At 62.9% G+C, this 24,449-nt stretch carries 17 protein-coding genes; 4 read left to right on the top strand and 13 right to left on the bottom strand.

What is annotated here, in order from left to right; genetic code table 11:
- Positions 1–6: 6 nt before the first annotated feature.
- The 12 genes from JFU04_RS01745 to glnE all read right to left on the bottom strand — a co-directional run bounded on the left by JFU04_RS01745 (position 7) and on the right by glnE (position 15,071).
- Positions 7–933 carry an ABC transporter permease gene (locus JFU04_RS01745; protein WP_065900040.1) on the bottom strand — a complete coding sequence of 309 codons (927 nt, stop codon included), beginning with the start codon at positions 931–933 and terminating at the stop codon, positions 7–9.
- Positions 930–1,916 carry an ABC transporter permease gene (locus JFU04_RS01740; protein ID WP_120447472.1) on the bottom strand — a complete coding sequence of 329 codons (987 nt, stop codon included), beginning with the start codon at positions 1,914–1,916 and terminating at the stop codon, positions 930–932. Before JFU04_RS01740 ends, JFU04_RS01745 begins: the two co-directional genes overlap by 4 nt.
- Positions 1,909–3,432 carry a sugar ABC transporter ATP-binding protein gene (locus JFU04_RS01735; RefSeq protein ID WP_201143409.1) on the bottom strand — a complete coding sequence of 508 codons (1,524 nt, stop codon included), beginning with the start codon at positions 3,430–3,432 and terminating at the stop codon, positions 1,909–1,911. Before JFU04_RS01735 ends, JFU04_RS01740 begins: the two co-directional genes overlap by 8 nt.
- Complete coding sequence (locus JFU04_RS01730; RefSeq protein WP_106805348.1) at positions 3,432–4,412, bottom strand: sugar ABC transporter substrate-binding protein; 981 nt, start codon at positions 4,410–4,412, stop codon at positions 3,432–3,434. Before JFU04_RS01730 ends, JFU04_RS01735 begins: the two co-directional genes overlap by 1 nt.
- Positions 4,413–4,999: 587 nt before the next feature.
- Positions 5,000–6,436: a lipopolysaccharide kinase InaA family protein gene (locus JFU04_RS01725; protein WP_201143408.1), complete on the bottom strand. Its 1,437-nt coding sequence runs from the start codon at positions 6,434–6,436 to the stop codon at positions 5,000–5,002.
- On the bottom strand, positions 6,436–7,188 hold the full coding sequence (locus JFU04_RS01720) for a lipopolysaccharide kinase InaA family protein (protein ID WP_120447468.1): 753 nt from the start codon (positions 7,186–7,188) through the stop codon (positions 6,436–6,438). The genes JFU04_RS01725 and JFU04_RS01720 overlap by 1 nt, the downstream gene beginning before the upstream one ends.
- Complete coding sequence (locus JFU04_RS01715; RefSeq protein ID WP_065900030.1) at positions 7,185–7,919, bottom strand: lipopolysaccharide kinase InaA family protein; 735 nt, start codon at positions 7,917–7,919, stop codon at positions 7,185–7,187. Before JFU04_RS01715 ends, JFU04_RS01720 begins: the two co-directional genes overlap by 4 nt.
- The gene (gene rfaP / locus JFU04_RS01710) at positions 7,919–8,725 is read right to left on the bottom strand and encodes a lipopolysaccharide core heptose(I) kinase RfaP (RefSeq protein ID WP_065900029.1); all 807 of its coding nucleotides are present in this window, start codon (positions 8,723–8,725) and stop codon (positions 7,919–7,921) included. Before rfaP ends, JFU04_RS01715 begins: the two co-directional genes overlap by 1 nt.
- Positions 8,722–9,846: a glycosyltransferase family 4 protein gene (locus JFU04_RS01705; RefSeq protein ID WP_065900028.1), complete on the bottom strand. Its 1,125-nt coding sequence runs from the start codon at positions 9,844–9,846 to the stop codon at positions 8,722–8,724. Before JFU04_RS01705 ends, rfaP begins: the two co-directional genes overlap by 4 nt.
- Positions 9,846–10,907 carry a lipopolysaccharide heptosyltransferase I gene (gene waaC, locus JFU04_RS01700; RefSeq protein ID WP_065900026.1) on the bottom strand — a complete coding sequence of 354 codons (1,062 nt, stop codon included), beginning with the start codon at positions 10,905–10,907 and terminating at the stop codon, positions 9,846–9,848. The genes JFU04_RS01705 and waaC overlap by 1 nt, the downstream gene beginning before the upstream one ends.
- A 1-nt stretch (position 10,908) precedes the next feature.
- On the bottom strand, positions 10,909–11,943 hold the full coding sequence (waaF, locus tag JFU04_RS01695; RefSeq protein WP_065900023.1) for a lipopolysaccharide heptosyltransferase II: 1,035 nt from the start codon (positions 11,941–11,943) through the stop codon (positions 10,909–10,911).
- Positions 11,944–12,131: 188 nt separating this feature from the next.
- Complete coding sequence (gene glnE / locus JFU04_RS01690; RefSeq protein WP_201143407.1) at positions 12,132–15,071, bottom strand: bifunctional [glutamate--ammonia ligase]-adenylyl-L-tyrosine phosphorylase/[glutamate--ammonia-ligase] adenylyltransferase; 2,940 nt, start codon at positions 15,069–15,071, stop codon at positions 12,132–12,134.
- A gap of 383 nt (positions 15,072–15,454) precedes the next feature.
- Here glnE and aceE point away from each other — a divergent pair, with 383 nt between their 5' ends.
- The 4 genes from aceE (at position 15,455) to msrA (ending at position 23,488) form a co-directional block, all read left to right on the top strand.
- A complete protein-coding gene (gene aceE / locus JFU04_RS01685) occupies positions 15,455–18,100 on the top strand; it encodes a pyruvate dehydrogenase (acetyl-transferring), homodimeric type (protein ID WP_065900019.1) in 2,646 nt (881 codons plus the stop codon).
- Positions 18,101–18,111: 11 nt separating this feature from the next.
- Positions 18,112–19,758 (top strand): dihydrolipoyllysine-residue acetyltransferase, encoded by a 1,647-nt coding sequence (gene aceF / locus JFU04_RS01680; RefSeq protein WP_201143406.1) that lies wholly within the window; start codon positions 18,112–18,114, stop codon positions 19,756–19,758.
- 316 nt (positions 19,759–20,074) lie between these two features.
- On the top strand, positions 20,075–22,768 hold the full coding sequence (locus tag JFU04_RS01675; RefSeq protein WP_065900016.1) for a putative bifunctional diguanylate cyclase/phosphodiesterase: 2,694 nt from the start codon (positions 20,075–20,077) through the stop codon (positions 22,766–22,768).
- 72 nt (positions 22,769–22,840) lie between these two features.
- Positions 22,841–23,488, top strand: coding sequence for a peptide-methionine (S)-S-oxide reductase MsrA (gene msrA, locus JFU04_RS01670; RefSeq protein ID WP_201143405.1), 648 nt, complete (start codon positions 22,841–22,843; stop codon positions 23,486–23,488).
- 97 nt (positions 23,489–23,585) lie between these two features.
- Here the strand turns inward: msrA and JFU04_RS01665 are convergent, their stop codons facing one another.
- Positions 23,586–24,422 carry a 23S rRNA (adenine(2030)-N(6))-methyltransferase RlmJ gene (locus JFU04_RS01665; protein ID WP_065900013.1) on the bottom strand — a complete coding sequence of 279 codons (837 nt, stop codon included), beginning with the start codon at positions 24,420–24,422 and terminating at the stop codon, positions 23,586–23,588.
- Between the last annotated feature and the right edge of the window lie 27 nt (positions 24,423–24,449).

The raw sequence follows: 24,449 nt of genomic DNA, 5'->3' as shown, positions 1-24,449 counted from the left end.
CCCCGGCTAGCTGCGCTCCAGCACACGGCGACTGGCAAAGCTGAAGGTCAGCACCACAAAAATCAGCACGCCGGTCGCCACCTGCTGCCAGTAGAAATTCCAGCCGATCAGCAGCAGGCCGTTGGCGATCACGTTGATAAACAGCACCCCCAGCAAGGTGCCGGGGATATTTGCCCGGCCCTGTCGGCTCAACGTCGTGCCGATGAACACCGCGCCAATCGCATTGAGCAAAAACGCATTGCCGGACAGCGGCACGTAGGCGCTGACCGTCGAGCTGAGCAACACCCCCGCCACCCCGCAGGCCAACGCGGTGGCCAGCGCCACGACGGTCACGATGCGCCGCACCGACAACCCCGAGTAATACGCCAGCAGCGGCTGGGTGCCCTGGGCCAACAACTCACGGCCCAGGCGCCCGCGCGCAAGTGCCAGGCCGTAGAACAGTGCCAGCCCAAGGACGATCAGCAGCGGGATCAGGCCGGTCAGTTCAGGCTTCACGCCCTGGGCGATATAGATCGGCTGACCGCCGTCCGACAGCAACTGCTGGGCGCTGGTGCCGATAAACAACGTCCCCAGGGTCGCCAGGAAAGGGCTGATACGCAGCCCGGCGATCAAGCCGGCATTGAACACCCCGACCAGCAATGCAGCGACCAGCGCCCCCGTGGCAGCTACCGCCCAGCCATGCCCACCATTGAGCAGCACGACGAAGCTGAAACTGGCGAAATCCAGCGCGGTGCCCACCGACAGGTCGATACCGCCGGCGGCCACGGCGTAAGTCATGCCGATGGCGACAATCGCCAGCAACACGAAGTTGTTCAGCAGCAGGCTATGCAGGTTGCCGGCGCTCAGGAACCCTGGCGCCTGCACGGCGAACACCGCGACGATCAGCGCAAACACCAGCGGCAAGGTCAGCGGCAACAAGGCGCGCAGGTTCATGGGTGGGCTCCTCGGTTCAAGGCGCTGGAGGCGGCGACCACCAGCAAGATCAACACGCCTTGCACGCCATTGACCCAGAAGCTCGACACGTTGAGCAACTGGAAGCCATTGATCAGAAAACCGATCAACAGCGCAGCGAGCAAAGTGCCCGGGATACTCGCCACCAGTCGCCTGGAAAACACCACGCCAAGAAAAGCGATCGCCACCACCGACAGCAACATGTCGCCGGAACCGGTGGTACTGCCGCTGAAAAATGCCGCCGAACACAGCGCGGCCACGGCGGCGCACAGCCCCGACAGCAGGTAGCTCGAGAGCACGTAGGCCGGCACCCGGATCCCGGCTGCCTGCGCCGCCTGTGGGTATTCGCCGACCGCATGCAGGCGCAGCCCGTAGGCCGAATGCTGGATCAGCAAGGTCAGCACGCCCGCCGTCACCAGCAGGACCCACGCCAGTGCCGGCACCGCCAGCCAGGTGCCGCCGCTGAGCAGGTCGAGCAGCGGCGAGTCGGTAGAGACCACGGTGTTTTCCGTCAGCACCAGCTCCAGCCCGGCCAGTACGTTCATGCTCGCCAGCGTCGCCAGCAACGGTGGCAAGCGCAACAGCACCACCGCCAGGCCGTTCAGCACGCCGACCGCCAGGCCACAGCCCAGGGTCAACAGCACGCTGAGCCAAAGCTCCAGGCCGGCGTTGTTGAGCCGGCTGAACACCGCCGCGCACAGCCCGAGATTGGCCGCCAACGACAGGTCGAGCCCGCCGGCCACCACATTCGAGCCGCCGCCGATAATCACGCAGGTCAGCCCGAAGGCCAGCACGCCGAGGATCGCCGACTGGCTGAACACATTGGCCAGGTTACCCACCGACAAAAAATTCGGCGCGGCCACGGCAAACCCCAACAGAATCGCCAGGAACACCCCCACCGAACCCCGGCGCAGCACCAGCACCCACACGCGTTGCGAGAACCCAGGCGTCGCGACATCAAGCATGTTCGACCTCCCGCGCCGGCAGCGCTGCAGCGGGCACGGCCCCCGTCGCACAGGCCAGCAACTGATCGCTGTCAGCCTCGCCGGCATGGAATTCACCGGCGATCTCGCCGCGATGCAGCACCACAATTCGATCACTGATCCCGAGCAACTCCGGCAAGTCCGAAGACAGCACCAGCACCGCCGCTCCTGCTTCCACCAGGCGTCCGATCAAGCGATAGATCTCCACTTTTGCGCCCACATCCACACCCACGCAGGGCTCATCCAGCAGGTACACGGCTGAGCGCCGACTCAGCCATTTGCCCAACGCGACTTTTTGCTGGTTGCCGCCGCTCAGTTGGCTGACCGCCGCGTGTGGGCCGGGCGCCTTGATCGCCAGTTCATCGATCAAGCGCACGCTCTCCGCGTGCTCCTGGTGCCGACTCAACAGCCCCCAGCGACTGAACCTTCCCAGCCCCGCCAGCGTGAGGTTTTCCAGCACCGACAGCAGCGGCGAAATGCCCTGGCTCCGCCGCTCTTCCGGCACCAGGGCGATGCCCGCGGCAATCGCCTCGCCCGGCGAGCGCAGGCGCAACAGGCGCCCGTCCAGGTGCACGCTGCCGCTGTCGGCGCGCTCCACGCCGAACAAGGTCTTGAACAACTCTTTGGCACCTGAGCCGACCAGCCCGGTCAGGCCGAGGATTTCTCCGCGGCGCACCTGCAGGTCAATCTGCCGATAACGCCGCGCCAGGCTCAGCCCGCGCACCTGCAACAACGGCAGGCCCAATTCGACCTTGGCCTTGGGGTACATCTCCTGCACCTCGCGGTTGACCATCAGCCGCGCAATCTCGGCGCTGGAGGTGTGTCGTGGCTGCACCACCGCCACGTCGCGGCCATTGCGCAACACCGTGACTTCATCGCACAGGCTGTCGATTTCCTGCAGGTAATGGGAGATGTACAGAATCGACAACCCTTGGTCACGCAGGCGCTTGACGATGCGCAGCAGTTGGTCGACTTCACGCTTGACCAACGCCACGCTGGGCTCGTCGAATACGAGGATTTTCGGCTGGCGGATCAACGCCCGGGTAATTTGCAGCACTTGGCGCTCGGCGCTGTTCAGCTCGCCGACCAAGGCGCCGGCCGGCAGTTGCAGATCAAAATATTCGGCCAGCAAGCGTTCGGCCTCACGCTGCTGTCGGCGCCGATCCACGAACGGCCCGCGGCGCAATTCATGGCCGAAAAACAGCGCCTCGCCGACAGTGAAACTCGCCGGCAGCAGGCGCTCCTGATGGATGAACTGCACGCCCAGCGCATCCACCTGGCGCGGCGACAAGGAGGCATAGGATTGGCCGTCGATACTGATCTGTCCCGCATCAGCCTTGTGAAGGCCGGCAAGGATCTTGATCAAGGTCGACTTGCCCGCGCCGTTCTCGCCCACCAGCCCGTGAATGCTGCCACGCTCGACCTTCAGGCTCGCATCCTCCAGCGCCTGGGTGGCACCGAAGCGTTTGCGCAAGTGCTGCAGGTGCAATGCCGACATCAGTCACCCCGCAATTGCTGGACCTGCGCCAGGTTGGCGGCGGTGGTCAGCAGCGTGGGCACATGGGTTTCCTTGGGCAGGTCACGTTGGCCGGCCAGGTAACGCGCCACGTTCTGCACGGCGGTCTTGCCGATCAGCGCCGGCTGCTGCGCCACCACCGCGCCCACCGGCGAGTTCGCCTGGCCGAGCAGCGCCAGCACTTCGGGGGTGCCGTCGACGCCGTAGGTCTTGATCTCGGTGCGCTTGGCATCGATCAATGCCTTGCTCGCGCCCAGTTGCGGGATGTCCCACGCCGACCAGATCGCCGAGACGCTGCCCGCCGGGTATTTGTTGAGCAGTGCCGACACTTGGGAATAGGCGTCCTGCACGGTATTAGGGATCACATCGCGCAGTTCCGGCTGGATGATCTCCAGCTGTGGGTAATCCTTGAGCGCCAGCTTCAACTGGTCATAACGGATCGCGCACACGGGCACGCCGTAGAAACCATTGAACACCAGGATCTTGCCCTTGCCGCCAGCGTCCTTGATCAACTGATCGGCCAGCGCCTTGCCGGTGGCGACGTTGTCCGAGGTGGTGTTGTTGAGGCTGTATTGCGAGGGCGCATCGATGGTGAACAGTGGAATGCCGGCTTTGCTGATGCGCTTGAGCCAGGGGTCGATCACGCTGAGGGTTCCGAGGGTCTGGATCACCGCATCCGGCTTCTGGGTGACCACGGTCTGCAGCTGGGTCACCAGGTTTTTGTCGTTACGCCCGGCGTCCAGGGTGATCGGTGTACCGCCCAGGCGCTTGATCTCATCGACCTGCGCCTGGAACGCCTTGATATCGAAATAGTGACTGGTGCCGGTCATGCTCACCGCAATGCGCTTGCCGGCCAGGGACGGCACGGCATCATCACCTTCTGCAGCATGAGCCACGCCACTCAGCAGCAGGACGGCGCCAAGGCAGATCAAACGGGAAAGCGAGGAAAGGCTGGAAGGCATACAGGGCTCCGCTGCAAACGGTGAAAGGGTTCACCAGGTGCTATTGCAGAGCCCGTGCCAGGATTTTTAATGAGTTAAATCAGCAAGATAAAAACCCAAAGCGAAAGCGTGATGTCGTTCTTGAACACAACTGCCCAATCGCTGTTGCCCACGCAACACCTGTCACTGAGTGTTCGCACCCTAGCTTGCGCATTTCGACTAAAGCGCCTGCGTTGACACGCTGGAATCGCAAGCATAGAACCTGGCGCAAAGGGACTGGGGGATCCCGGTCGGCGCTCTAGCCTCGGTGAGTTTCATCGGGGCTTTTCGCTTGCTGGAATGCGGAATTGCCTGAAACGAATTTTATCTGCCCCCCCATGCGAATGTGGGAGCGGGCTTGCCCGCGAAGGCGACCTGACAGTCGACCAGGATGTTGGATCAGACTGAGTACCTATCCCTTTCTGCGGCAACGGCGGCTACGGGTGCCGCTCTTGCAGCGGGTCACTTTCGAAAAGCGCGAAAGCAACCAAAGCGCTCTTGCCCCAACACTCGGCGTGCCCGTCATCCGGCATGGATTTGGCGGGCCACCCTCGCCGGCTAGCCGGCGCCTACAGTTTGGGCAGTCGCTGATCGATCAGTTGGTACAACGCGCTGCTCTGCGGCCAGTTGCGCATGAACCGCGCGCGGTCCCTGGCATACGCCGGGGTGAAGCTCGCGATTGAGCTGTGTTGGCACATGGCGTCGAGGTCGATCAGCGACCAGCGGTCCTTGTCCCAGAACAGGTTATGGCCCTTGAAGTCACCATGGCTGATGCGTTCGCGGATCAGCTCGGCGAACAGCTGATCCAGCGCCTGCAGTTCGTTTTCCGGCGCCTCGCCGTTTTCAACGTACGGCGCGAAGCGCTCGATGATGTCCGGACCGGGCAGGTATTCGGTGACCAGGTACGCGCGGCTGCGCAGCCAGAGAAAACGCTTTTCCAGCACGGCCAGCGGCTTGGGCGTGGCGATGCCGAGGAAGGCCAGGCGGTTGCCTTCGCGCCAGGAATGCCAGGCGCGACTGGGGCGCCAGAAGCGCTTGAGCCAGTGGGCAAAACCCTTGATGTTGTAGCGCTTGATCACCAGCGGCCGACCGGCCACCTCGACCTTGGCCACGCTGGCGGCCCCGCCGGTCTTGTACAGGTGGCCCTGGTCGAGCAATGCATCCGCCTGCTCCAGCACCGAGAGCATCGCCGGCTCTTCCTCGCGACGAATCGCGCGCAAGGCAAAGGCCCCTCGCACCACGCTGAACAGCGTGCATTCGCGGCCGACCTTGTGCAGAAAGTCTTTCAGGCGCCAGGCACTGACCTTGCGCACCTGTTTCTCCAAGGCTTCCAGCGGCAGGGCGTGCTCGCTGTTGCCCAGCAGGTAGTACACCAGCAGCTCTTCGGTAAACGGCTCGAGATTTTTTGGCAACTGGGCGAAAAACACCCCGAGGTTTTCCAGCACGCGGTTACGTGACAGCGGCTTACCGGCTTCTTCGACGCGAATCCCGGCGCCATCGATCAGGTACAGCTTGCCGTCCTGGCGCAGCAGGTTGTCCAGGTGCAGGTCTTCCTGCCACAGCCCTTTGGCGTGCATCTGCGCGACCGCACCCAGCGCCTCGGCCAGCACCGCTGTCTGCTCGTCGGCCAACGGCGGCAGGCCTTCGACGGCGTGCCAGGCATCAGCCAGGCTCTCGGCGCCCTCGATAAATTCGAACAGCAGCCAACCGCCCTCGCCTTCCTGCAAGCCATCGGCGAGCAGCAACGGGGTGGTCAGGCCTTGCTCGGCGAGCAGCCGCACGCCGCGCAGCTCACGCTGAAAATGCCGCGCCGCCTTGCTACCCACCAACAACTTGGCCAGCACCGGACGCCCGCGCCACACCGCCGCGCCCACGTAGCGCTCGCCTGGCAACACGCGCAACAGGCTCAGCAGTTGCAACTGGCCGGGGCCGGCGGCATCGGCGAGATCCAGAGTGAGGGGCAAGCTCGGTGTGCGGCCGGCGTTTTTCAGCTCGGACAGACGCATCAGCGGTTCTCCTTGTGGCTACGCCGTTTCGTCAGGCGCTGCAGCCAGGTGCCGACCAATGCACTGCCCTCAGGCTGATCGAGGTAGGCCGCCAGCAACTGGCGCACCTGCGCATCCGACCATTGCGGCGCACGGCGCAACAACGGCTCCAGGTCCTTGACCCGGTCACGCCAGCCGAACAGCAGCGGGCGGGTTTTCTCCAGGTCGATCAACTGCGCGGCGTAACCGTCACCAGTGGCCTGCAGGAAAATATGCTTGGGGTAGAAACAGCCATGCACCTGGCCAACGCTGTGCAGCCGGCGCGCCAACAGGCCACAGGCCAACAGGATCGCGTGGTGCTGGGCGTCGCTCAGGTGCGCCCACTGCTCCAGCAGCGAGTCTAGGTCATTCCAGCCGTCCAGGGCGCGGGTCAGCAGCATCGCGCGGTGTTCGCCGGCGACCTTGCGCTCGCCATAGAACGCCGCCTGCAACGCCGGGATACCGAGCTTGCGGTAACGGCTGATATTGCGAAATTCACGCGAGAAACTGGGCTCGCCCAACGGCCGGTGCAAGCTGCGCGTGAGGTAGTTGCTTTGGCGCTTGAGGTAATAGCCGTGGCCGTCCAGCTCCAGGCGAAACACACTGCTCCAGCCGCCACGGCTGGTGTTCGGCTCGTCCACCGCGTCCAGTTGCTTGGCCCACAGCGCGTCGAATGTCGCGAGGCCGTGGCGCTCCAACAGGGCGCGGTCTTCGGCCGCCAGGAAATCACTCATTCGCGTCCCTCGAAAAACTTCACCACGTGGCGAATACGCTGTTTGTCCGATGCACTCAGGTGCCGGCGCTGACGATACTGCATGTAGAAACGCAGGCGCTGGGTGGCTGACAGGTGATACTTGGCCACCTTGTCCAGGCACGCCAGGTCCTTGGTGATGCGGTACTTGAGCCAGAAGCCGCGCCAGAAATCGCCATTGGGGCAGTCGATCAGGTACAGGGTCGACTGGTCGTCGATCAGCAGGTTGCGCCACTTCAAATCGTTATGGGTAAACCGATGGTCGTGCATGGTTCGCGTGTATTCGGCGAGCTGGCGGCTGACCGCGTCGACCCATTTGGGGTCGCGCAGGCGCGCATCGTTACGCTCGGCCAGCACCGAGAGGTCTTCGGTCCTCGGCAATTCGCGGGTGATCATCGCCCCACGGTCGTAGGCCAGGCCCTTGCGCGCCAGGCCCCAGGCGACCACGTCGGCGGTGGGGATGCCCCACTTGGCGAAGCGCTTGAGGTTTTGCCATTCGGACTTCACGCGCGGCTTGCCCAGGTAGCGCCGCAAACCCTTGCCGGCGCCGGTGTAGCGCTTGACGTAGTAATTGACCCCGCCGCGCTCCACGCGGATCACTTCCGACAAGGGATCGCGGGTCAGGCGTTCGCCTTGCAGGGCGAACACGGCGTCGAGGCTTCCAAAATCATCCGCCAGGTGGGCGTAGGCAGGTTCCAGGTTCCAACCCGCCATCAGATCGCATCCCCATAACGTTGCTTGCGCGCGTACAGCTTGTCGGCCTTGCGCTGCATCAGGCTCAACGATGCCGATTGCTCCGCCAGGATCTGGCGCAGCGGCTGGCGGAAGTAGCCCTTGAGGAAGCGCAGTTTGTCGCGGCGGGTCAGGCCGATGTCCAGCGCCGAGTAGTACAGCGCGGACAAGTCCTTGTCGCGCCAGCGCAGCGGCAGATGGGCACGCAACTGGGCGCGGTGCAGGTCGATCACCGAGAGCTTGATGTTGTTCGCGTCGATGGGCCTGGAAGTGTCCAGCAAGAAGTGGCAGAGGTAGCAGTCACGGTGATTGACGCCACCACGGTGCATGTCGCCCACCATGCGTGCCAGTTCGTGTGTGAGCGCATGGCGCAGCGCGGGGGCAGGCGGTTCGGCGACCCAGTTGATGCTGAGGTCTTCGAGGCTGAGGGTCGGCGCCAGTTCTTCGGTGATGATGAACGAGTGCTGGTCCGCCGGGTTGCTGCCCTTTTCACCGAAGGCCACGCCGGTCATGGTCGGCACGCCGAGTTCCTGCAAGCGATGAATCGCCGCCCACTCAAGGCCGGCGCCGAGCACCGGCAGCTTGGCGGTGATCAGGTTCTTGAAGATTTCACCCCAGCCGATACCCCGGTGGATTTTGACGAAATACGGACGGCCCTCCACCTCTGTGCGCAAGGTCCGACGTGCCGCCAGTTCACGGAATACCTGGCCTTGCAGTTGCTCGACTTCGGCGAAGGCATCGCGCCCGGCCCATAAAGTCTTGAACGGTTCGGCAAGAATCAACTTCATCGTTTTGGCTCCGCCAGAATCACATCCGCAGCGTGCTGCGGCATGCTGTAGAGGTCGGCCGTCTCGGCGAAGGCCAACCCATTGCGGCCCCAGGCCGCGCGCTGTGCAGTGTCGGTGAGCATGCGAGCCAGGTACTGGTTGAGCTGGCTCTGTTCGAACGGCTCATCCAGCACCAGGCCACTGTCGGCTTCAGCGATGTAGTGGGCGTAACCACACACGGCCGAGACCAGCACCGGCAACCCGGCCACCAGGGCTTCGAGCAATACGGTGCCGGTGTTTTCGTTGTACGCCGGGTGGATCAACACATCGGCGCCCAGCAGGAAACGCGGGATATCACTGCGGCCCTTGAGGAACTGCACATTGTCGCCCAGGCCCAGGGTCGCGCTTTGCAGCTGGAATACCTTGGGGTCGTCCTGGCCGATTACAAACAGGCGCGTGCGTTTTTTCAGTTCCGTCGGCAGCGCGGCCACGGCTTTCAAGCTGCGGTCGACACCTTTGGTCTTGAAGCCGGAGCCGATTTGCACCAGCAGCAAATCGTCGTCGGCCAGGTTGAACTCCTGGCGGAAACCCTGGCGAATCTCGGCCGCATTCGGCGGCGCGCGACGGTCCTGGGCAATGCCTGGCGGCAGCAGGTGGAAGCGTTGCAGCGGCGTGTCGTAATGCTTGATGAACAACGGCTGCTGCACTTCGGAGATCATCAGGATTTCGGTCTTGGCATCCTTGGCGAACACCGCGCGCTCGTACTCGGCAAAGTGGCGATAGCGACCAAAATTGCGGTACAGCGAATGGCGCAGGTTTTGCGCCTTGTCTTCGAAGCAGCCATCGGCGGCGTAGTACACGTCCAGGCCGGGCATCTTGTTGAATCCGATCAGGCGGTCGACCGGGCGCTTGGCCAGGTCCTCGGCCATCCAGGCGCTGAGTTTCTCGTTGCGCCGATGGTTGAAGAACGCCTTGACCGGCGCCACCAGCACTTCGAAGCCCGGCGGGATGTCTCCTTCCCAGATCAGCGTGTAGACACGAATCTGATGGCCGCGCTGCTGGCACTCCAGGGCGATGCGCATGAAGTCACGCTGCAGGCCGCCGAAGGGGAAGTATTTGTACAGAACAAAAGCCAGTTGCATCAGTGCAGTTCCTCAGCCAGTAACAACGTGCTCAGCCGGCTCGCCACACGCTCAGGGTTCAGGCGCGTGAAGCACAGGGGCGACTCGCGCTTGATGTCGAACCGACGCAGGTCATCCGCCGTCGGTTGATAGGTACAGTTCTTTTGCAGGCACGGCGCGCATGACCAATCGCTGGCCAGGTGAATCTGGCCCTTGCCGTAGGCGCCGGTCAGGCCGGGGTTGGTCGGGCCGAACAGGGAAATGGTCGGCACATCCAGCGCCGCCGCCAGGTGGCCAAGGCCGGTGTCCACCGCCACACAGGCGCGGGCACCGGCCAATACGCGGGCGACGCCGGCCAGGTTCAACTTGGGCAGGACCTCGGCATTCGGCAGGCCCTGGGCCAGGCGCTCGGCCCGGGCCTTTTCGACCGGGTTGCCCCACGGCAATTTCACGTCCACCCCCAGGCGACCCATGCGTTCGGCCAGCTCGCGCCAGTAGGCTTCGGGCCAGTGCTTGGTGTCCCAGGTAGTGCCGTGCAGCAGCAGCACGAAGGGCTTTTTCGGCGGCAGGCCGAGCAACTTGTCGACGCTCAGGCCATAGTCGCCCAGGCCTTTGGGCAAGTCATAACCGAGGGCCACGGCAAACAGCTGGCGCAAACGCTCCACTGCATGCTGCCCACGGGCCACGGCCAGGCGGCGCGAATAGAAGCGCGCGGCGATTGGCTCACGGGCCGACTGCTGGTCAAAACCCGCCACCGGGGCCCGCACGTAACGGGTCAACCAGGCACTTTTGAGCAGGCCCTGGGCATCGATTACCAGGTCATATTTGGTCGACTGAATACGCTGCTTGAAGCGTCGCCACTCGCCACTCTTGAAGGTCTGCCAAAGGTTTTTGCGCCAGCGGCGGATCGCCACCGGGATCACCTTGTCCACCGCCGGGTGCCAGGTGGGGATTTCGGCAAAGCCTTCTTCCACCACCCAGTCGAATTGAATGCCCGGGATCGCCCGCGCGGCGTCGGTAAGTGCCGGCAACGCGTGGATCACGTCGCCCAGGGATGAGGTCTTGATTACCAGTACGCGCAAACTATCGGACCTCGACCGCAGAGCCCTGCAACCGCTGCAAGGCTTCGTTCACCGGCTGCGGCAGCAATTGGCGCATGCAGTTGTAATGGCCGAAACGGCAGGTACGATCAAAACAGGGGCTGCAATCGAGTCCCAGGCGCACCACTTCGACCTGGTCGGCCAACGGCGGAGTGAAGCCCGGCGAGGTGGAGCCGTAGACCGCCACCAGCGGGCGGTTCAGTGCAGCCGCCACGTGCATCAGGCCGGAGTCGTTGGACACCACCGAGTCGGCGCAGGACAGCAAGTCGATGGCCTCGGCCAGTGACGTATCGCCACTGAGGTTCACAGCTTCTTCGCGCAGGCCGGGAATCAGGCGCTGGCGAATGTCCTCGCCGACCGGATGATCTTTTTTCGATCCAAACAGCCACACCTGCCAACCTTCGCGGATCTTGGTCTCGGCGACTTTGGCGTAATGCTCCGACGGCCAGCGCTTGGACTCGCCAAACTCGGCACCCGGGCACAGCGCCAGCACCGGGCGATCGAGTTGCAGGCCGAACTTGGCCAGCGCTGCATCGCGGGTGACTGGGTCGATCTGCAAACTCGGGCGCGGGTACGGCGTCGGCAATTCGGCGCCGGGTGCGTAGGCCAACGCCATGAAACGCTCGATCATCAGCGGGTAACGCGCCTTGTCGAGCTTGCGCACGTCATTGAGCAGGCCGTAGCGAAACTCGCCACGCCAGCCGGTGCGCTTGGGGATACCGGCGAAAAACGGCACCAGCGCCGACTTCATCGAGTTGGGCAGCAGGATCGCCTGGTCGTACTGGCCGGCCAGGGATTTGCCGATACGCCGGCGGGTCGCCAGTTCCAGGGCACCGTGGCCGAGCGGAAAGCTCAAGGCCTTGCGCACTTCGGGCATGCGCTCGAGGATCGGCCGGCTCCACTCAGGGGCAAGCACGTCGATCTGGCAGTCCGGATAGCGCTGGCGCAGGCACTGGAACAGTGTCTGTGCCATCACCATGTCACCGACCCAACTGGGCCCAACGATCAGAATATTCATGTAGTTTCCACAAACGATGCGGGGAGGCTTATGCCTCCCCGCCTCGAAAATTACTGTAGGTCACGGTTGGCCCGGTAACAGCTTTGTGCGGGAGCGGGCTTGCTCGCAAAAGCGATCTGTCAGCCGCCCCATCGAGTGACTGAAATAGCGCTTTCGCGAGCAAGCCCGCTCCCACCTTTATTCGAGCTTCAGCTTAACCCCAGTTCCTGCCAGATTCGCATCACCTGGCGCCGTTCGTCGGCGAACTGATCCCCGGCTACCGTACCAGCCTCATTCTGCAGGGCCTGGCGGTGCGCGGCGGAGCGGTAGGCTTTATACACCTCGCGCAGCAGATGAGCATCGGCGGCGGGCATCAACCCCACCTGCTCCAGGCCTTCCAGAATGCGGATATTGTCGGTATAGCGCAGCAACGATGGATGCTGCGCAGACCACGCCAAAGCCGCGTATTGCACCATAAATTCAATATCGACGATACCTCCGGCGTCCTGCTTGAGGTCGAACAGCGCCGTGGCTTCGAAGGCATTGGCGCCGGTGCCGGCCGCCGTGCCCTTGGTGCCCAGGTTGTCACGCATCTTGGCGCGCATCTCGCTGACCTCCTGGCGCAGCTTCGCCAGATCGCGCTCACGCCCCAGTACCTTGGCCCGGACCTGCTCGAACGCCTGGCCCACATCCTGGCTGCCGACCAGAACGCGCGCGCGGATCAGGGCCTGATGCTCCCAGGTCCAGGCTTCATTTTGTTGATAGCGATCAAACGCGCCGAGCGAACTGACCAACAGCCCGGACGCGCCCGAAGGTCGCAGGCGCATGTCCACTTCATACAGCTGGCCGGAGTTGGTCTGGGTGGTCAGCAGATGGATGATCCGCTGGCCCAGGCGCGTGAAGAACTGCGCGCCATCAATCGGCTTGGCGCCGTCGGTCTCGGCCTGCGGGTCGCCATCGTGGATAAACACCAGGTCCAGGTCCGAACCATGCCCCAGTTCGATGCCGCCGACTTTCCCATAACCGACAATGATGAACCCGGGATCGCACAAAGTGCCGTCCAGCCGTTGCGGCGAGCCGTGGCGCGCCACGGTCTGGCGCCAGGCCAGGGCCAGCACCTGTTCAAGGATGGCTTCGGCGAGCCAGGTCAAGTAGTCGCTGACTTTCATCAACGGCAGGCTGCCGGCGATTTCCGAGGCCGCCACGCGCAGGCGGTGAGCCAGCTTGAAGTGCCGCAAGGCCTCCATCTGCTGCTCCAGGTCATCCTCGGGGATGCGCGTGAGCCGCTCGCGCAACTCGGCGGCAAGTTCCGGCGCCAATGGCGGCTTGAACAGGCGGCCTTCGTTGAGCAACTCGTCGAGCAGCAGCGGGAAACGCGTGATCTGCTCGGCAATCCACGGGCTGGCGGCGCACAGGGTCAGCAGGCGGCGCAGGGCGTCGGGGTTTTCCGTGAGCAGCACCAGATAGGCAGAGCGCCGCGCGACGGCCTCCACCAGCGGCAATACACGTTCGAGCACCAGGTCCGGATTGGCATGTTCGACGGCCTGGGCCAGCAGGCGCGGGATAAACGCGTCCAATCGCTCGCGACCGAGGCGCTGCATGGCGCGCAATTGCGGGCTGCTGCGCAGGCCGGCCAGGGCCTTGAGGGCCTTGGGCGCGTCAGTGAAGCCGCCTTCCGCGAGCTGGCGACACGCAGCCTCTTCGTCCTGGGACTCTTCCCACAGCGGCAACCATTCTCCGCCCACGACCAGTTCGCCCTCTTCGCCCTCTTCTTCATCCGGATCCGCGATGACCTGGCGGAAATGCCAATCCACCCGGCCACGCCAGTACATCAGGCGCTCATGGAACGCGGACCAGTCGGCAAAACCGAGCATAAAGGCAATGCGCGCCTGGTCCTCCGGGCTGTCCGGGAGCATTTGCGTCTGGCGATCGGCAATCGCCTGAATCGCGTGCTCGGTGTAGCGCAGGAACTCATAGCCATTGCGCAACTCAGCGATCACCGCCGGCGGCAGGTAGCCCTGGCCTTCGAGGGTGCCGAGCACTTTGAGCAGCGGCCGCTGCTGCAGGCTGAGGTCGCGACCACCGTGGATCAACTGGAAGGCCTGGGCGATGAACTCCACCTCGCGGATGCCACCCGAGCCCAGCTTGATGTTTTCGGCCATGCCCTTGCGCCGCACTTCCTGCTGGATCAGCTGCTTCATGGTGCGCAGCGCTTCGATGGCGGAAAAGTCCAGGTAACGGCGGTACACGAAGGGGCGCAGCATATCGAGCAACTGCGCACCGGCGACCTGGTCGCCGGCGACCACACGCGCCTTGATCATGGCGTAGCGTTCCCAGTCGCGACCCTGGTCCTGGTAGTACTGCTCCAGCGCGTTGAAGCTGAGCACCAGCGCGCCAGCCGAGCCGTAGGGGCGCAGGCGCATGTCGACACGGAACACAAAGCCGTCGACGGTCATCGGATCGAGGGCTTTGATCAATTTTTGACCAAGGCGAATGAAGAACTCCTGATTATCCAGGGAACGCTTGACGCCCACCGTCTCCCCGCCCTCGGGGTAGGCGAAGATCAGGTCGATATCCGACGACAGGTTCAGCTCCACCGCGCCGAGCTTGCCCATGCCGAGGATCACCATGTGCTGGGCTTCGCCGCTGCGTCGGCCAGTCGGCGTGCCGAACTGCACGCAATGGCGCTGGTACAGCCACTGGTAGGCCTGGTCGATGCTGGCGTCGGCCATGTCGGAGAGGTCGCGGCAGGTTTGCACCAGGTCCGCCTGGCGGGTCAGGTCGCGCCAGATAATGCGCACTTGCTGGCGCGTGCGCTGGCGACGCAGCACGCGGCCCAGCTCATCTTCTGTTTCGGCCTGGTGCACGGCGCCGGCGATCTGGCCGCACAGCTCGCCCGGCGCAAAGCCGCGGTCCAGCTCGCCCCAGGCCACCAGCTCGAGCAACATCAAAGGGTCACGAACACTCTGTTCAATCACGAAATCACTGGCGGCGCACACGCGGGCGAAGTCGGCCCACCGTTGCGGCGTCCACGCAGAAAGGCCATGATCGTCGTCCAGCGCGGCCACTGCGTCACGAAATGACTGCTCGGCCCGGCTGGCGTAAGGCAAGAGAATGGCGGGTAATTCGGCCAGTGTTGGCAGGCTCATGGTCTATCCTTGATCGGCGCGTAAATGGCTTGTAGCTGTGAACGCAAGAACCACGCTCGATGAAGGACTGTCGAACAAAAGTTAGAAATAGCTGAAAAATCATTAATTTTGGCAGGCAACATTAAACTTCTACCTTTTCTTGTTCGCAAAAGATCAACAATAACGATTATGCTCACCAGCCAGACCGAGCAATCCGCTCAGTCTTGTGTAGTTTTACTACTCGTATATACATTCGAAAGGCTGAAATGGCCGACGATTTGTAGTAAAACTACAGGACGCCGAAGCAACCTTCGGCCATCCAAGAATTTATGTCGTCTGCCCACAAGGCCAGTCGCAAACTTCAGGCAACCGATTCTGGTAGCCTTTCCGCCCTGGAGCAAGCCATGCAAGACCTCGATCCCGTCGAAACCCAGGAATGGCTGGACGCCCTGGAATCGGTTCTCGACAAAGAAGGCGAAGACCGTGCTCACTACCTGATGACCCGTATGGGCGAACTCGCGACCCGCAGCGGCTCGCAACTGCCCTACGCCATCACCACGCCGTACCGCAACACCATCCCCGTTACCCACGAAGCACGCATGCCTGGCGACCTGTTCATGGAACGCCGCATTCGCTCGCTGGTACGTTGGAACGCCATGGCGATGGTAATGCGCACGAACTTGAAAGATTCTGACCTGGGCGGTCACATCTCCAGCTTCGCTTCCAGCGCAACCCTGTACGACATCGGCTTCAACTACTTCTTCCAGGCCCCGACCGACGAACACGGCGGCGACCTGATCTACTTCCAGGGCCACACCTCGCCAGGCGTCTACGCCCGTGCGTTCATGGAAGGCCGCATCACCGAAGAACACATGAACAACTTCCGCCAGGAAGTGGACGGTAACGGCCTGTCGTCGTACCCGCACCCTTGGCTGATGCCCGATTTCTGGCAGTTCCCGACTGTATCCATGGGCCTTGGCCCGATCCAGGCGATCTACCAGGCACGCTTCATGAAGTACCTGGAAGCGCGCGGCTTCATCCCGGAAGGCAAGCAGAAAGTCTGGTGCTTCCTGGGCGACGGCGAGTGCGACGAGCCGGAATCCCTGGGCGCCATCTCCCTGGCTGGCCGCGAGAAGCTGGACAACCTGATCTTCGTCATCAACTGCAACCTGCAGCGCCTCGACGGCCCGGTTCGCGGCAACGGCAAGATCATCCAGGAACTCGAAGGTGTGTTCCGCGGTGCTCAGTGGAACGTGACCAAAGTCATCTGGGGCCGTTTCTGGGACCCACTGCTGGCCAAGGACGTCGACGGTATCCTGCAACGCCGGATGGACGAAGTCATCGACGGCGAGTACCAGAACTACAAAGCCAAAGACGGCGCGTTCGTACGTGAACACTTCTTCAACACGCCTGAACTCAAGGCGATGGTTGCCGACCTGTCCGACGACGAGATCTGGAAACTCAACCGTGGCGGCCACGACCCGTACAAGGTCTACGCGGCGTACCACGAAGCGGTCAACCACAAAGAACAACCGACCGTCATCCTGGCCAAGACCATCAAGGGTTATGGCACCGGTGCCGGCGAAGCGAAAAACACTGCGCACAACACCAAGAAAGTCGATGTCGACAGCCTGAAGTTGTTCCGCGATCGTTTCGACATCCCGGTCAAGGACGAAGAGCTCGAGAACCTGCCGTTCTTCAAGCCGGAGCCGAACAGCGCCGAAGCCCGTTACCTGAGCGAGCGTCGTGCCGCACTGGGCGGTTTCGTGCCACAGCGTCGCGCCAAGTCCTTCGACATCCCTACACCGCCACTCGATACCCTCAAGGCTATCCTGGACGGCTCGGGCGACCGTGAAATCTCCACCACCATGGCCTTCGTGCGGATCCTCGCGCAGCTGGTCAAGGACAAGGAAATCGGTTCGCGCATCGTCCCGATCATCCCGGACGAAGCCCGTACCTTCGGTATGGAAGGCATGTTCCGTCAGTTGGGCATCTACTCCTCCGTCGGCCAGCTCTACGAGCCAGTCGATAAAGACCAGGTGATGTTCTACAAGGAAGACAAGAAGGGCCAGATCCTCGAAGAAGGCATCAACGAAGCGGGCGCCATGAGCTCCTTCATCGCTGCCGGTACTTCGTACTCCAGCCACAACCAGCCGATGCTGCCGTTCTACATCTTCTACTCGATGTTCGGTTTCCAGCGTATCGGCGACCTGGCTTGGGCAGCAGGCGACAGCCGTACCCGTGGCTTCCTGATCGGCGGCACCGCCGGCCGTACCACGCTGAACGGCGAAGGCCTGCAACACGAAGACGGTCACAGCCACATCCTGGCTGCCACCATCCCGAACTGCCGCACCTTTGATCCAACCTACGGCTATGAGCTGGCGGTGATCATCCAGGACGGCATGAAGAAGATGACCGAAGAGCAGCAGGACGTTTTCTACTACATCACCGTGATGAACGAGTCCTACCAGCAGCCAGCCATGCCGGCCGGTGTCGAGGAAGGCATCATCAAGGGCATGTACCTGCTCGAAGAAGACACCAAGGAAGCGGCGCACCACGTGCAGCTGATGGGCTCCGGCACCATCCTGCGTGAAGTGCGTGAAGCGGCTAAGATCCTGCGTGACGAGTTCAACGTCGGCGCTGACGTCTGGAGCGTTACCAGCTTCAACGAACTGCGTCGCGATGGCCTGGCCGTGGAGCGTCACAACCGCCTGCACCCTGGCCAGAAGCCACAGCGCACCTTCGTGGAAGAGTGCCTGACCGGCCGTAAAGGCCCGGTGATCGCTTCGACCGACTACATGAAACTGTTTGCTGAACAAATTCGCCAGTGGGTCCCGTCCAAGGAATTCAAAGTCCTGGGCACCGACGGTTTCGGCCGCAGTGACAGCCGCAAGAAGCTGCGTCACTTCTTCGAAGTCGACCGTCACTTCGTGGTGTTGGCAGCCCTGGAAGCCTTGGCTGACCGTGGTGAGATCGAGCCTAAGGTAGTGGCTGACGCTATCGTCAAGTTCGGGATCAACCCGGAAAAACGCAACCCACTGGACTGCTGAGGAGATTTTTTGTGAGCGAACTCATTCGCGTACCTGACATCGGCAGCGGTGAAGGTGAAGTAATCGAGCTGTTTGTGAAGGTCGGCGACACCGTCGAAGCCGACCAGAGCATCCTGACCCTGGAATCGGACAAGGCGAGCATGGAAATCCCTGCTCCCAAGGCCGGCGTGGTCAAGAGCCTGAAAGTGAAGCTGGGCGATCGCCTGAAAGAAGGCGACGAACTGCTGGAGCTGGAAATCGAAGGTGCCGATGATGCGGCCCCTGCGGCGGCCCCGGCTGCCGCTGCTGCACCAGCCCCTGCTGCTGAAAAGCCTGCTGCTGCCGAGGCCGCTCCGGCCCCGGCTGCTGCACCTGCCGCCGCCAGCGTCCAGGACATTCACGTCCCGGACATCGGCTCGTCAGGCAAGGCCAAGATCATCGAGCTGCTGGTCAAGGTCGGCGACACCGTCGAAGCCGACCAGTCGCTGATCACCCTGGAGTCCGACAAGGCTTCCATGGAAATCCCTTCGCCGGCTGCCGGCGTGGTGGAAAGCATCGCGGTCAAGCTGGAAGACGAAGTCGGCACTGGCGATTTCATCCTCAAGCTCAAAGTCCAAGGCGCTGCGCCGGCTGCCGCTCCAGCACCAGCGGCCGCTCCGGCTGCCAAGGCTGAATCGGCTCCGGCTGCTGCCGCCCCTGCGCCTGCTGCCAAAGCCGAGGCCACTGCGGCCCCTGCCGCCGCCGCTCCAGCGCCAAGCGGTGCCAAGGTGCACGCCGGCCCTGCCGTGCGTCAGCTGGCCCGTGAGTTCGGCGTTGAGCTGAGCGCCGTGTCGGCCACTGGCCCTCACGGTCGCGTGCTGAAGGAAGACGTGCAGGTATACGTCAAGGCCATGATGCACAAAGCCAAGGAAGCGCCAGCTGCTGGCGGCGCTACCGGTGGTTCCGGCATTCCGCCGATCCGCACCGTGGACTTCAGCCGCTTCGGCGAAACCGAAGAAGTGCCGATGACCCGCCTGATGCAAATCGGCGCGGCCGGTCTGCACGCCAGCTGGCTGAACATCCCGCACGTGACTCAGTTCGACCAGGCCGACATCACCGACCTGGAAGCTTTCCGCGTTGCGCAGAAAGCCGTGGCCGAGAAGGCCGGCGTGAAACTGACCGTGTTGCCACTGCTGCTCAAGGCCTGTGCACACCTGCTCAAGGAACTGCCGGACTTCAACAGCTCGCTGGCGCCAAGCGGCAAGGCGATCATTCGCAAGAAGTACGTGCACGTAGGTTTTGCGGTCGACACCCCGGATGGCCTGCTGGTACCGGTCATCAAGAACGTCGACCAGAAGAGCCTGCTGCAGCTGGCCGCTGAGGCTGCTGCACTGGCTGCCAAGGCCCGTGACAAGAAGCTCACCCCGGACGACATGCAGGGCGCGTGCTTCACCATCTCCAGCCTCGGCCACATTGGCGGCACCGGCTTCACGCCGATCGTCAACGCGCCGGAAGTGGCGATCCTGGGCGTGTCCAAGGCAACTATCCAGCCTGTGTGGGACGGTAAAGCGTTCCAGCCAAAGCTGATGCTGCCGCTGTCGCTGTCCTACGATCACCGTGTGATCAACGGCGCCGCCGCTGCACGCTTCACGCAGCGCCTGAGCCAACTGCTGAACGACATCCGCACCATCCTGCTGTAAGCCGCAACGGCCTCCCCTTCAGCGGGGAGGCCCTTGCCGCACCGATTTCCGAGCGCCACGCTCGTACCTCAACCCCGCCACTTGGCGGGGCTTTTTTTGCCTGTGTACCGGGTAAAAATTGAACAAGCCAAACAGGTTTGTACACCTTCCGTCACATCGATTGAAGAAACCCCTCGCGCGGCCGATAACCCCCTTATAGCACTTAGCCTTCATCCTCTCTTGTCAGCCCGCGCCGCATGATGCAACCTTGCCGCAGGCAGCAGAAAAGAGGGCGTGAGCCCGGCGCCGTGCGCGTTATTTCAAGTGAGTCTCCCCCATGAAAAGCCAACCCGATGTCGCCCGTATGGCGGCCGAGGTAGTGACGCAGTTACCGGTGCCTTCGCGCCTCGGTATGCTGCGTTTCGAGCGGCTTAATGAGGCAAGCTGGGCCCTGCTCTACCTCGACCCCAACTGCGAGCGCCAATTCGGCCTGCCGGCGGTCGAGCTGTGCGCCCTGATCGGCACCCCCTACGCCAGCCTGATGGAGCCCCAGGCGCGCTATCAACTGCACGACACCATCCAGCAGCAACTGACCCAGAGCCCTCACTACCTGGTGCGCTACACCCTGCACACCAGCGACGGCCCACTGAGCCTGCTGGAAATGGGCGAAGCCTACAAACAGCACAATCGCCACCTGCTGCGCGGCTACCTGATGGTGGTCGACGGCCTGTTCAGCGAAGTGCCTTCCCCCGCCCCCACGGCGGAGCTGGAGAGCCAGAACAGCCGCCTGCAGATCGCCCTGGAGCTCAACCAGCGCGCCCAGCAGGAACAACTGCAGCACCTGGAACGGGTGCGCGCCCAGCAGGAGCTGATCCTGCTGCTGGCCCGCCAGCGCTACACCACTAACAATTCGCTGCAGGAAGCCGCCGAACTGATCACCCGCAGCGCCTGCGATATCTACCAGATCGACTGCGCCAGCATCTGGAACCTCGAAGGCCAGCGTCTGGTGCCGATTTCGGCGTACCACCGCGCGGACCAACGCCACCATATGCCCGAGGCGATCGACGCGAGCGGCTTTCCCGACTACCTCGAAGCCCTGCACACCAGCCGCGCCATCGACGCCACCAACGCCATGCGCGACCCGCGTACCCGGGAGATGGCCGAAAACCTGCGGGCCAAGGACATCTACGCGATGCTCGACGCGAGCATCCGCGTCGATGGCCAAGTGATCGGCGTGTTGTGCCTGGAACAGGGCGGCAGCCCGCGCGCCTGGCAGGCCGATGAAATTGCTTTCGCCGGTGAACTGGCCGACCAGTTCGCGCAAGTCATCAACAACCACAACCGCCGCACCGCCACCAGCGCCCTGCACCTGTTCCAGCGTGCCGTGGAACAAAGCGCCAACGCCTTCCTGCTGGTCAACTGCGATGGCGTGGTGGAATACGTCAACCCGAGCTTTACGGCGATCACCCAGTACAGCGCCGAAGAGGTCCACGGCCACCGCCTGGCCCAACTGCCGGCCCTGGAGAACCTCAGCGAACTGCTGTTCGATGCGCCCTCGAGCCTGGCCAAAAGCAATAGTTGGCAGGGCGAGTTCAAGAGCCGGCGCAAAAACCTCGAACCCTACTGGGGTCAGCTGTCGATTTCCAAGGTGTATGGCGATAATCGTGAGCTGACCCACTACATCGGCATCTACGAAGACATCACCCAGACCAAACTCGCGCAGCAGCGCATCGAGCGCCTGGCCTATACCGACAACCTGACCAACCTGGGTAACCGCCCGGCCTTCATCCGCAACCTCGACGAGCGCTTTGCCCGCGACAGCGACAGCCCGATCAGCCTGTTGCTGGTGGACATCGACAACTTCAAGCGGATCAACGACAGCCTCGGCCACCAGACCGGCGACAAGCTGCTGATCAGCCTGGCCCGGCGCCTGCGCAACAGCCTGAGTGCCGGCGGCAGCCTGGCGCGGTTTGCCAGTAACGAGTTTGCGGTGTTGCTCGACGACACGGACCTGGAGAGCGGCCAGCAGGTCGCCAGCCAACTGCTCGCGACCCTCGACAAGCCGATGTTCGTCGACAACCAGTTGATCAGCGTCACCGGCTCCGTGGGCCTGGCCTGCGCGCCGCTGCACGGCCGCGATCCACAGACATTGATGCGCAACGCCGGGCTCGCGCTGCACAAGGCCAAGGCCAACGGTAAACACCAGGTGCAAGTCTTTACCGAAGCGCTGAACGCCGAGGCGAGCTACAAGCTGTTCGTGGAAAACAACCTGCGCCGCGCCCTCACCCAGAACGAGTTGGACGTGTTCTACCAGCCCAAGCTGTGCCTGCGCAGTGGCCGTTTGCTGGGCATGGAAGCGCTGCTGCGCTGGAACCACCCGGAAAAAGGCATGATCCGCCCCGACCAGTTCATCAGCGTGGCCGAAGAAACCGGGCTGATCATCCCCATCGGCAAATGGATCGCCCGCCAGGCCTGCCGCATGAGCCGGCAATTGAGCGCCGCCGGCATGGGCAACCTGCAGGTGGCAATCAACCTGTCGCCCAAGCAGTTCTCCGACCCGGACCTGGTGGCGTCCATCGCCACGATCCTCAAGGAAGAACAGCTGCCGGCCAACCTGCTCGAGCTGGAACTGACCGAAGGCCTGCTGCTGGAGGCCACGGAAGACACGCGCCTGCAACTGGACCAATTGAAAAGCTTCGGCCTGACCCTGGCCATGGACGACTTCGGTACCGGTTACTCGTCGCTCAGCTACTTGAAAAAATTCCCCATCGACATCATCAAGATCGATCGCAGCTTTATCCACGAAATCCCGGACAACCAGGACGATATGGAAATCACCTCGGCGGTGATCGCCATGGCCCACAACCTCAAGCTCAAGGTGGTGGCCGAAGGCGTCGAAACCTCCGAACAACTGGCCTTCCTGCGCCGGCATCGTTGCGACGTGGGCCAGGGCTACCTGTTCGACCGGCCGATCCCGGGTGCAGAGCTGCTCGAGAAGCTCAAGCGCTACCCGCGCGGGCCAATCGCCTGACAGCGCCGTAACACTCGGGCACACTGGCGGTCTGAATTCTTACCCAACTCAATCTGACTGAGAGGACTGCCCATGGTCTTGCGCTCGGAAATTCTGGTGAACAAAAACGTGCTGCCTACTCAAGAACAAGCTTTGCCTGGCCGTGAAACCCCGATGAACCTGCCACAGACGCACTTCGTCAACGGCAACCCGCTGCTGGGCCCGTTTCTGGATGATGTCGGCTTCGCGATTTTCGGCCTGGGGTGCTTCTGGGGTGCCGAGCGCAGGTTCTGGCAGCGCGATGGCGTGGTCAGCACCGTGGTCGGCTATGCCGGCGGCTTCACGCCGAACCCGACCTATGAAGAAGTCTGCTCGGGCCTGACCGGCCACAGCGAAGTAGTGCTGGTGGTATACGACCAGGCCAAGGTCAAGTATGAAGACCTGCTGAAGATGTTCTGGGAATTGCACAACCCGACCCAGGGCATGCGCCAGGGCAATGACATCGGCAGTCAGTACCGCTCGGTAATCTATGCGACCACGCCCGAGCAATTGGCCGCGGCGCAGGCCAGCGCACAGGCGTATCAGCAAGAACTGAGCAAGGCCGGCCTGGGTGCGATCACCACGCAAATCGAAGAAGCACCGACCGTGTACTTCGCCGAGGCGTACCACCAGCAGTACCTGGCGAAGAATCCGCAGGGCTACTGCGGGATTGGCGGCACGGGCGTGACTTGTCCGATCTGAAGGTCGCAGCTGCAAGACATAAGCTACAAGCTACAAGCTGAAAGTGGTGTTCGCTGCTGTCACTTGCAGCTTGAAGCTTGCGGCTTGCAGCTTATAACTATTCAGCTATGAGCCAATCCATCTGCCACCCACCCTGGGTCTGGCCAAGCTTCTTGGACAGCCACGGCAACAGCTCACGCAATTCCTCTTCCAGGCCCCACGGCGGGTTGGCGATCGCCAGGCCCGAGCCGGTCAGGGTGTTTGGCGTGTCCAGCGGATGCACCAGCAATTCCACCCGCAGCAACTTCGGCGCACCGGTGCCGGCCAGGTCCTGGTAGAAACGGCGCAACATGCGCTGATCCTTCACCGGGTACCAGATCGCTGCCACGGTTTGGCGCATCCGGCCTATCGCTTCCTTGAGGGAGGCGGCGCAGCGTTGCATTTCATCGAGTTGCTCGAACGGCGGGTCGATGAGCATCAGCGCACGCTTTTCCGGCACCGGCAGCAGTGCGCGAGGCACATGCCAGCCTTCGCCCAGGTGCACCTTGACCCGGCGATCACCCTTCATGTTGTCCTTGAGCAGCACGCCATCTTCGGGGTGCTTTTCGTTGAGCAACACGCGGTCCTGCGGCCGGGTGAGACGTCGTGCCAGCTCCGGTGAGCCTGGGTAGTAGCGCAACTGACCGTCCGGGTTCATCTCATGCAACACGCGCATGTAGTCGGCGGTCAGCGGCGGCAGGTCGCTCGCGCCCCACAGGCGGGCGATGCCTTCCAGGTATTCACCGGTGCGGTTGGCCTGGTCGCCCTGCAGGTCGTACAGACCAATGCCGGCGTGGGTATCGAGGTAGGCGAACGGCTGCTCCTTGCGCGACATCAGGGCGATGAGGCGGGTCAAGGTCAGGTGTTTGAAGACATCGGCGTGGTTGCCGGCGTGAAAGGCGTGACGATAATTCATGGTTGCTCCTGCGCAGGGGGCGAAGTT

Origin of the sequence: Pseudomonas sp. TH21 (assembly GCF_016651025.1) — a bacterium.
In the GTDB taxonomy this organism is placed as follows: Bacteria; Pseudomonadota; Gammaproteobacteria; order Pseudomonadales; family Pseudomonadaceae; genus Aquipseudomonas; species Aquipseudomonas aylmerensis.
This window is presented reverse-complemented; position numbering and strand designations above follow the sequence as displayed.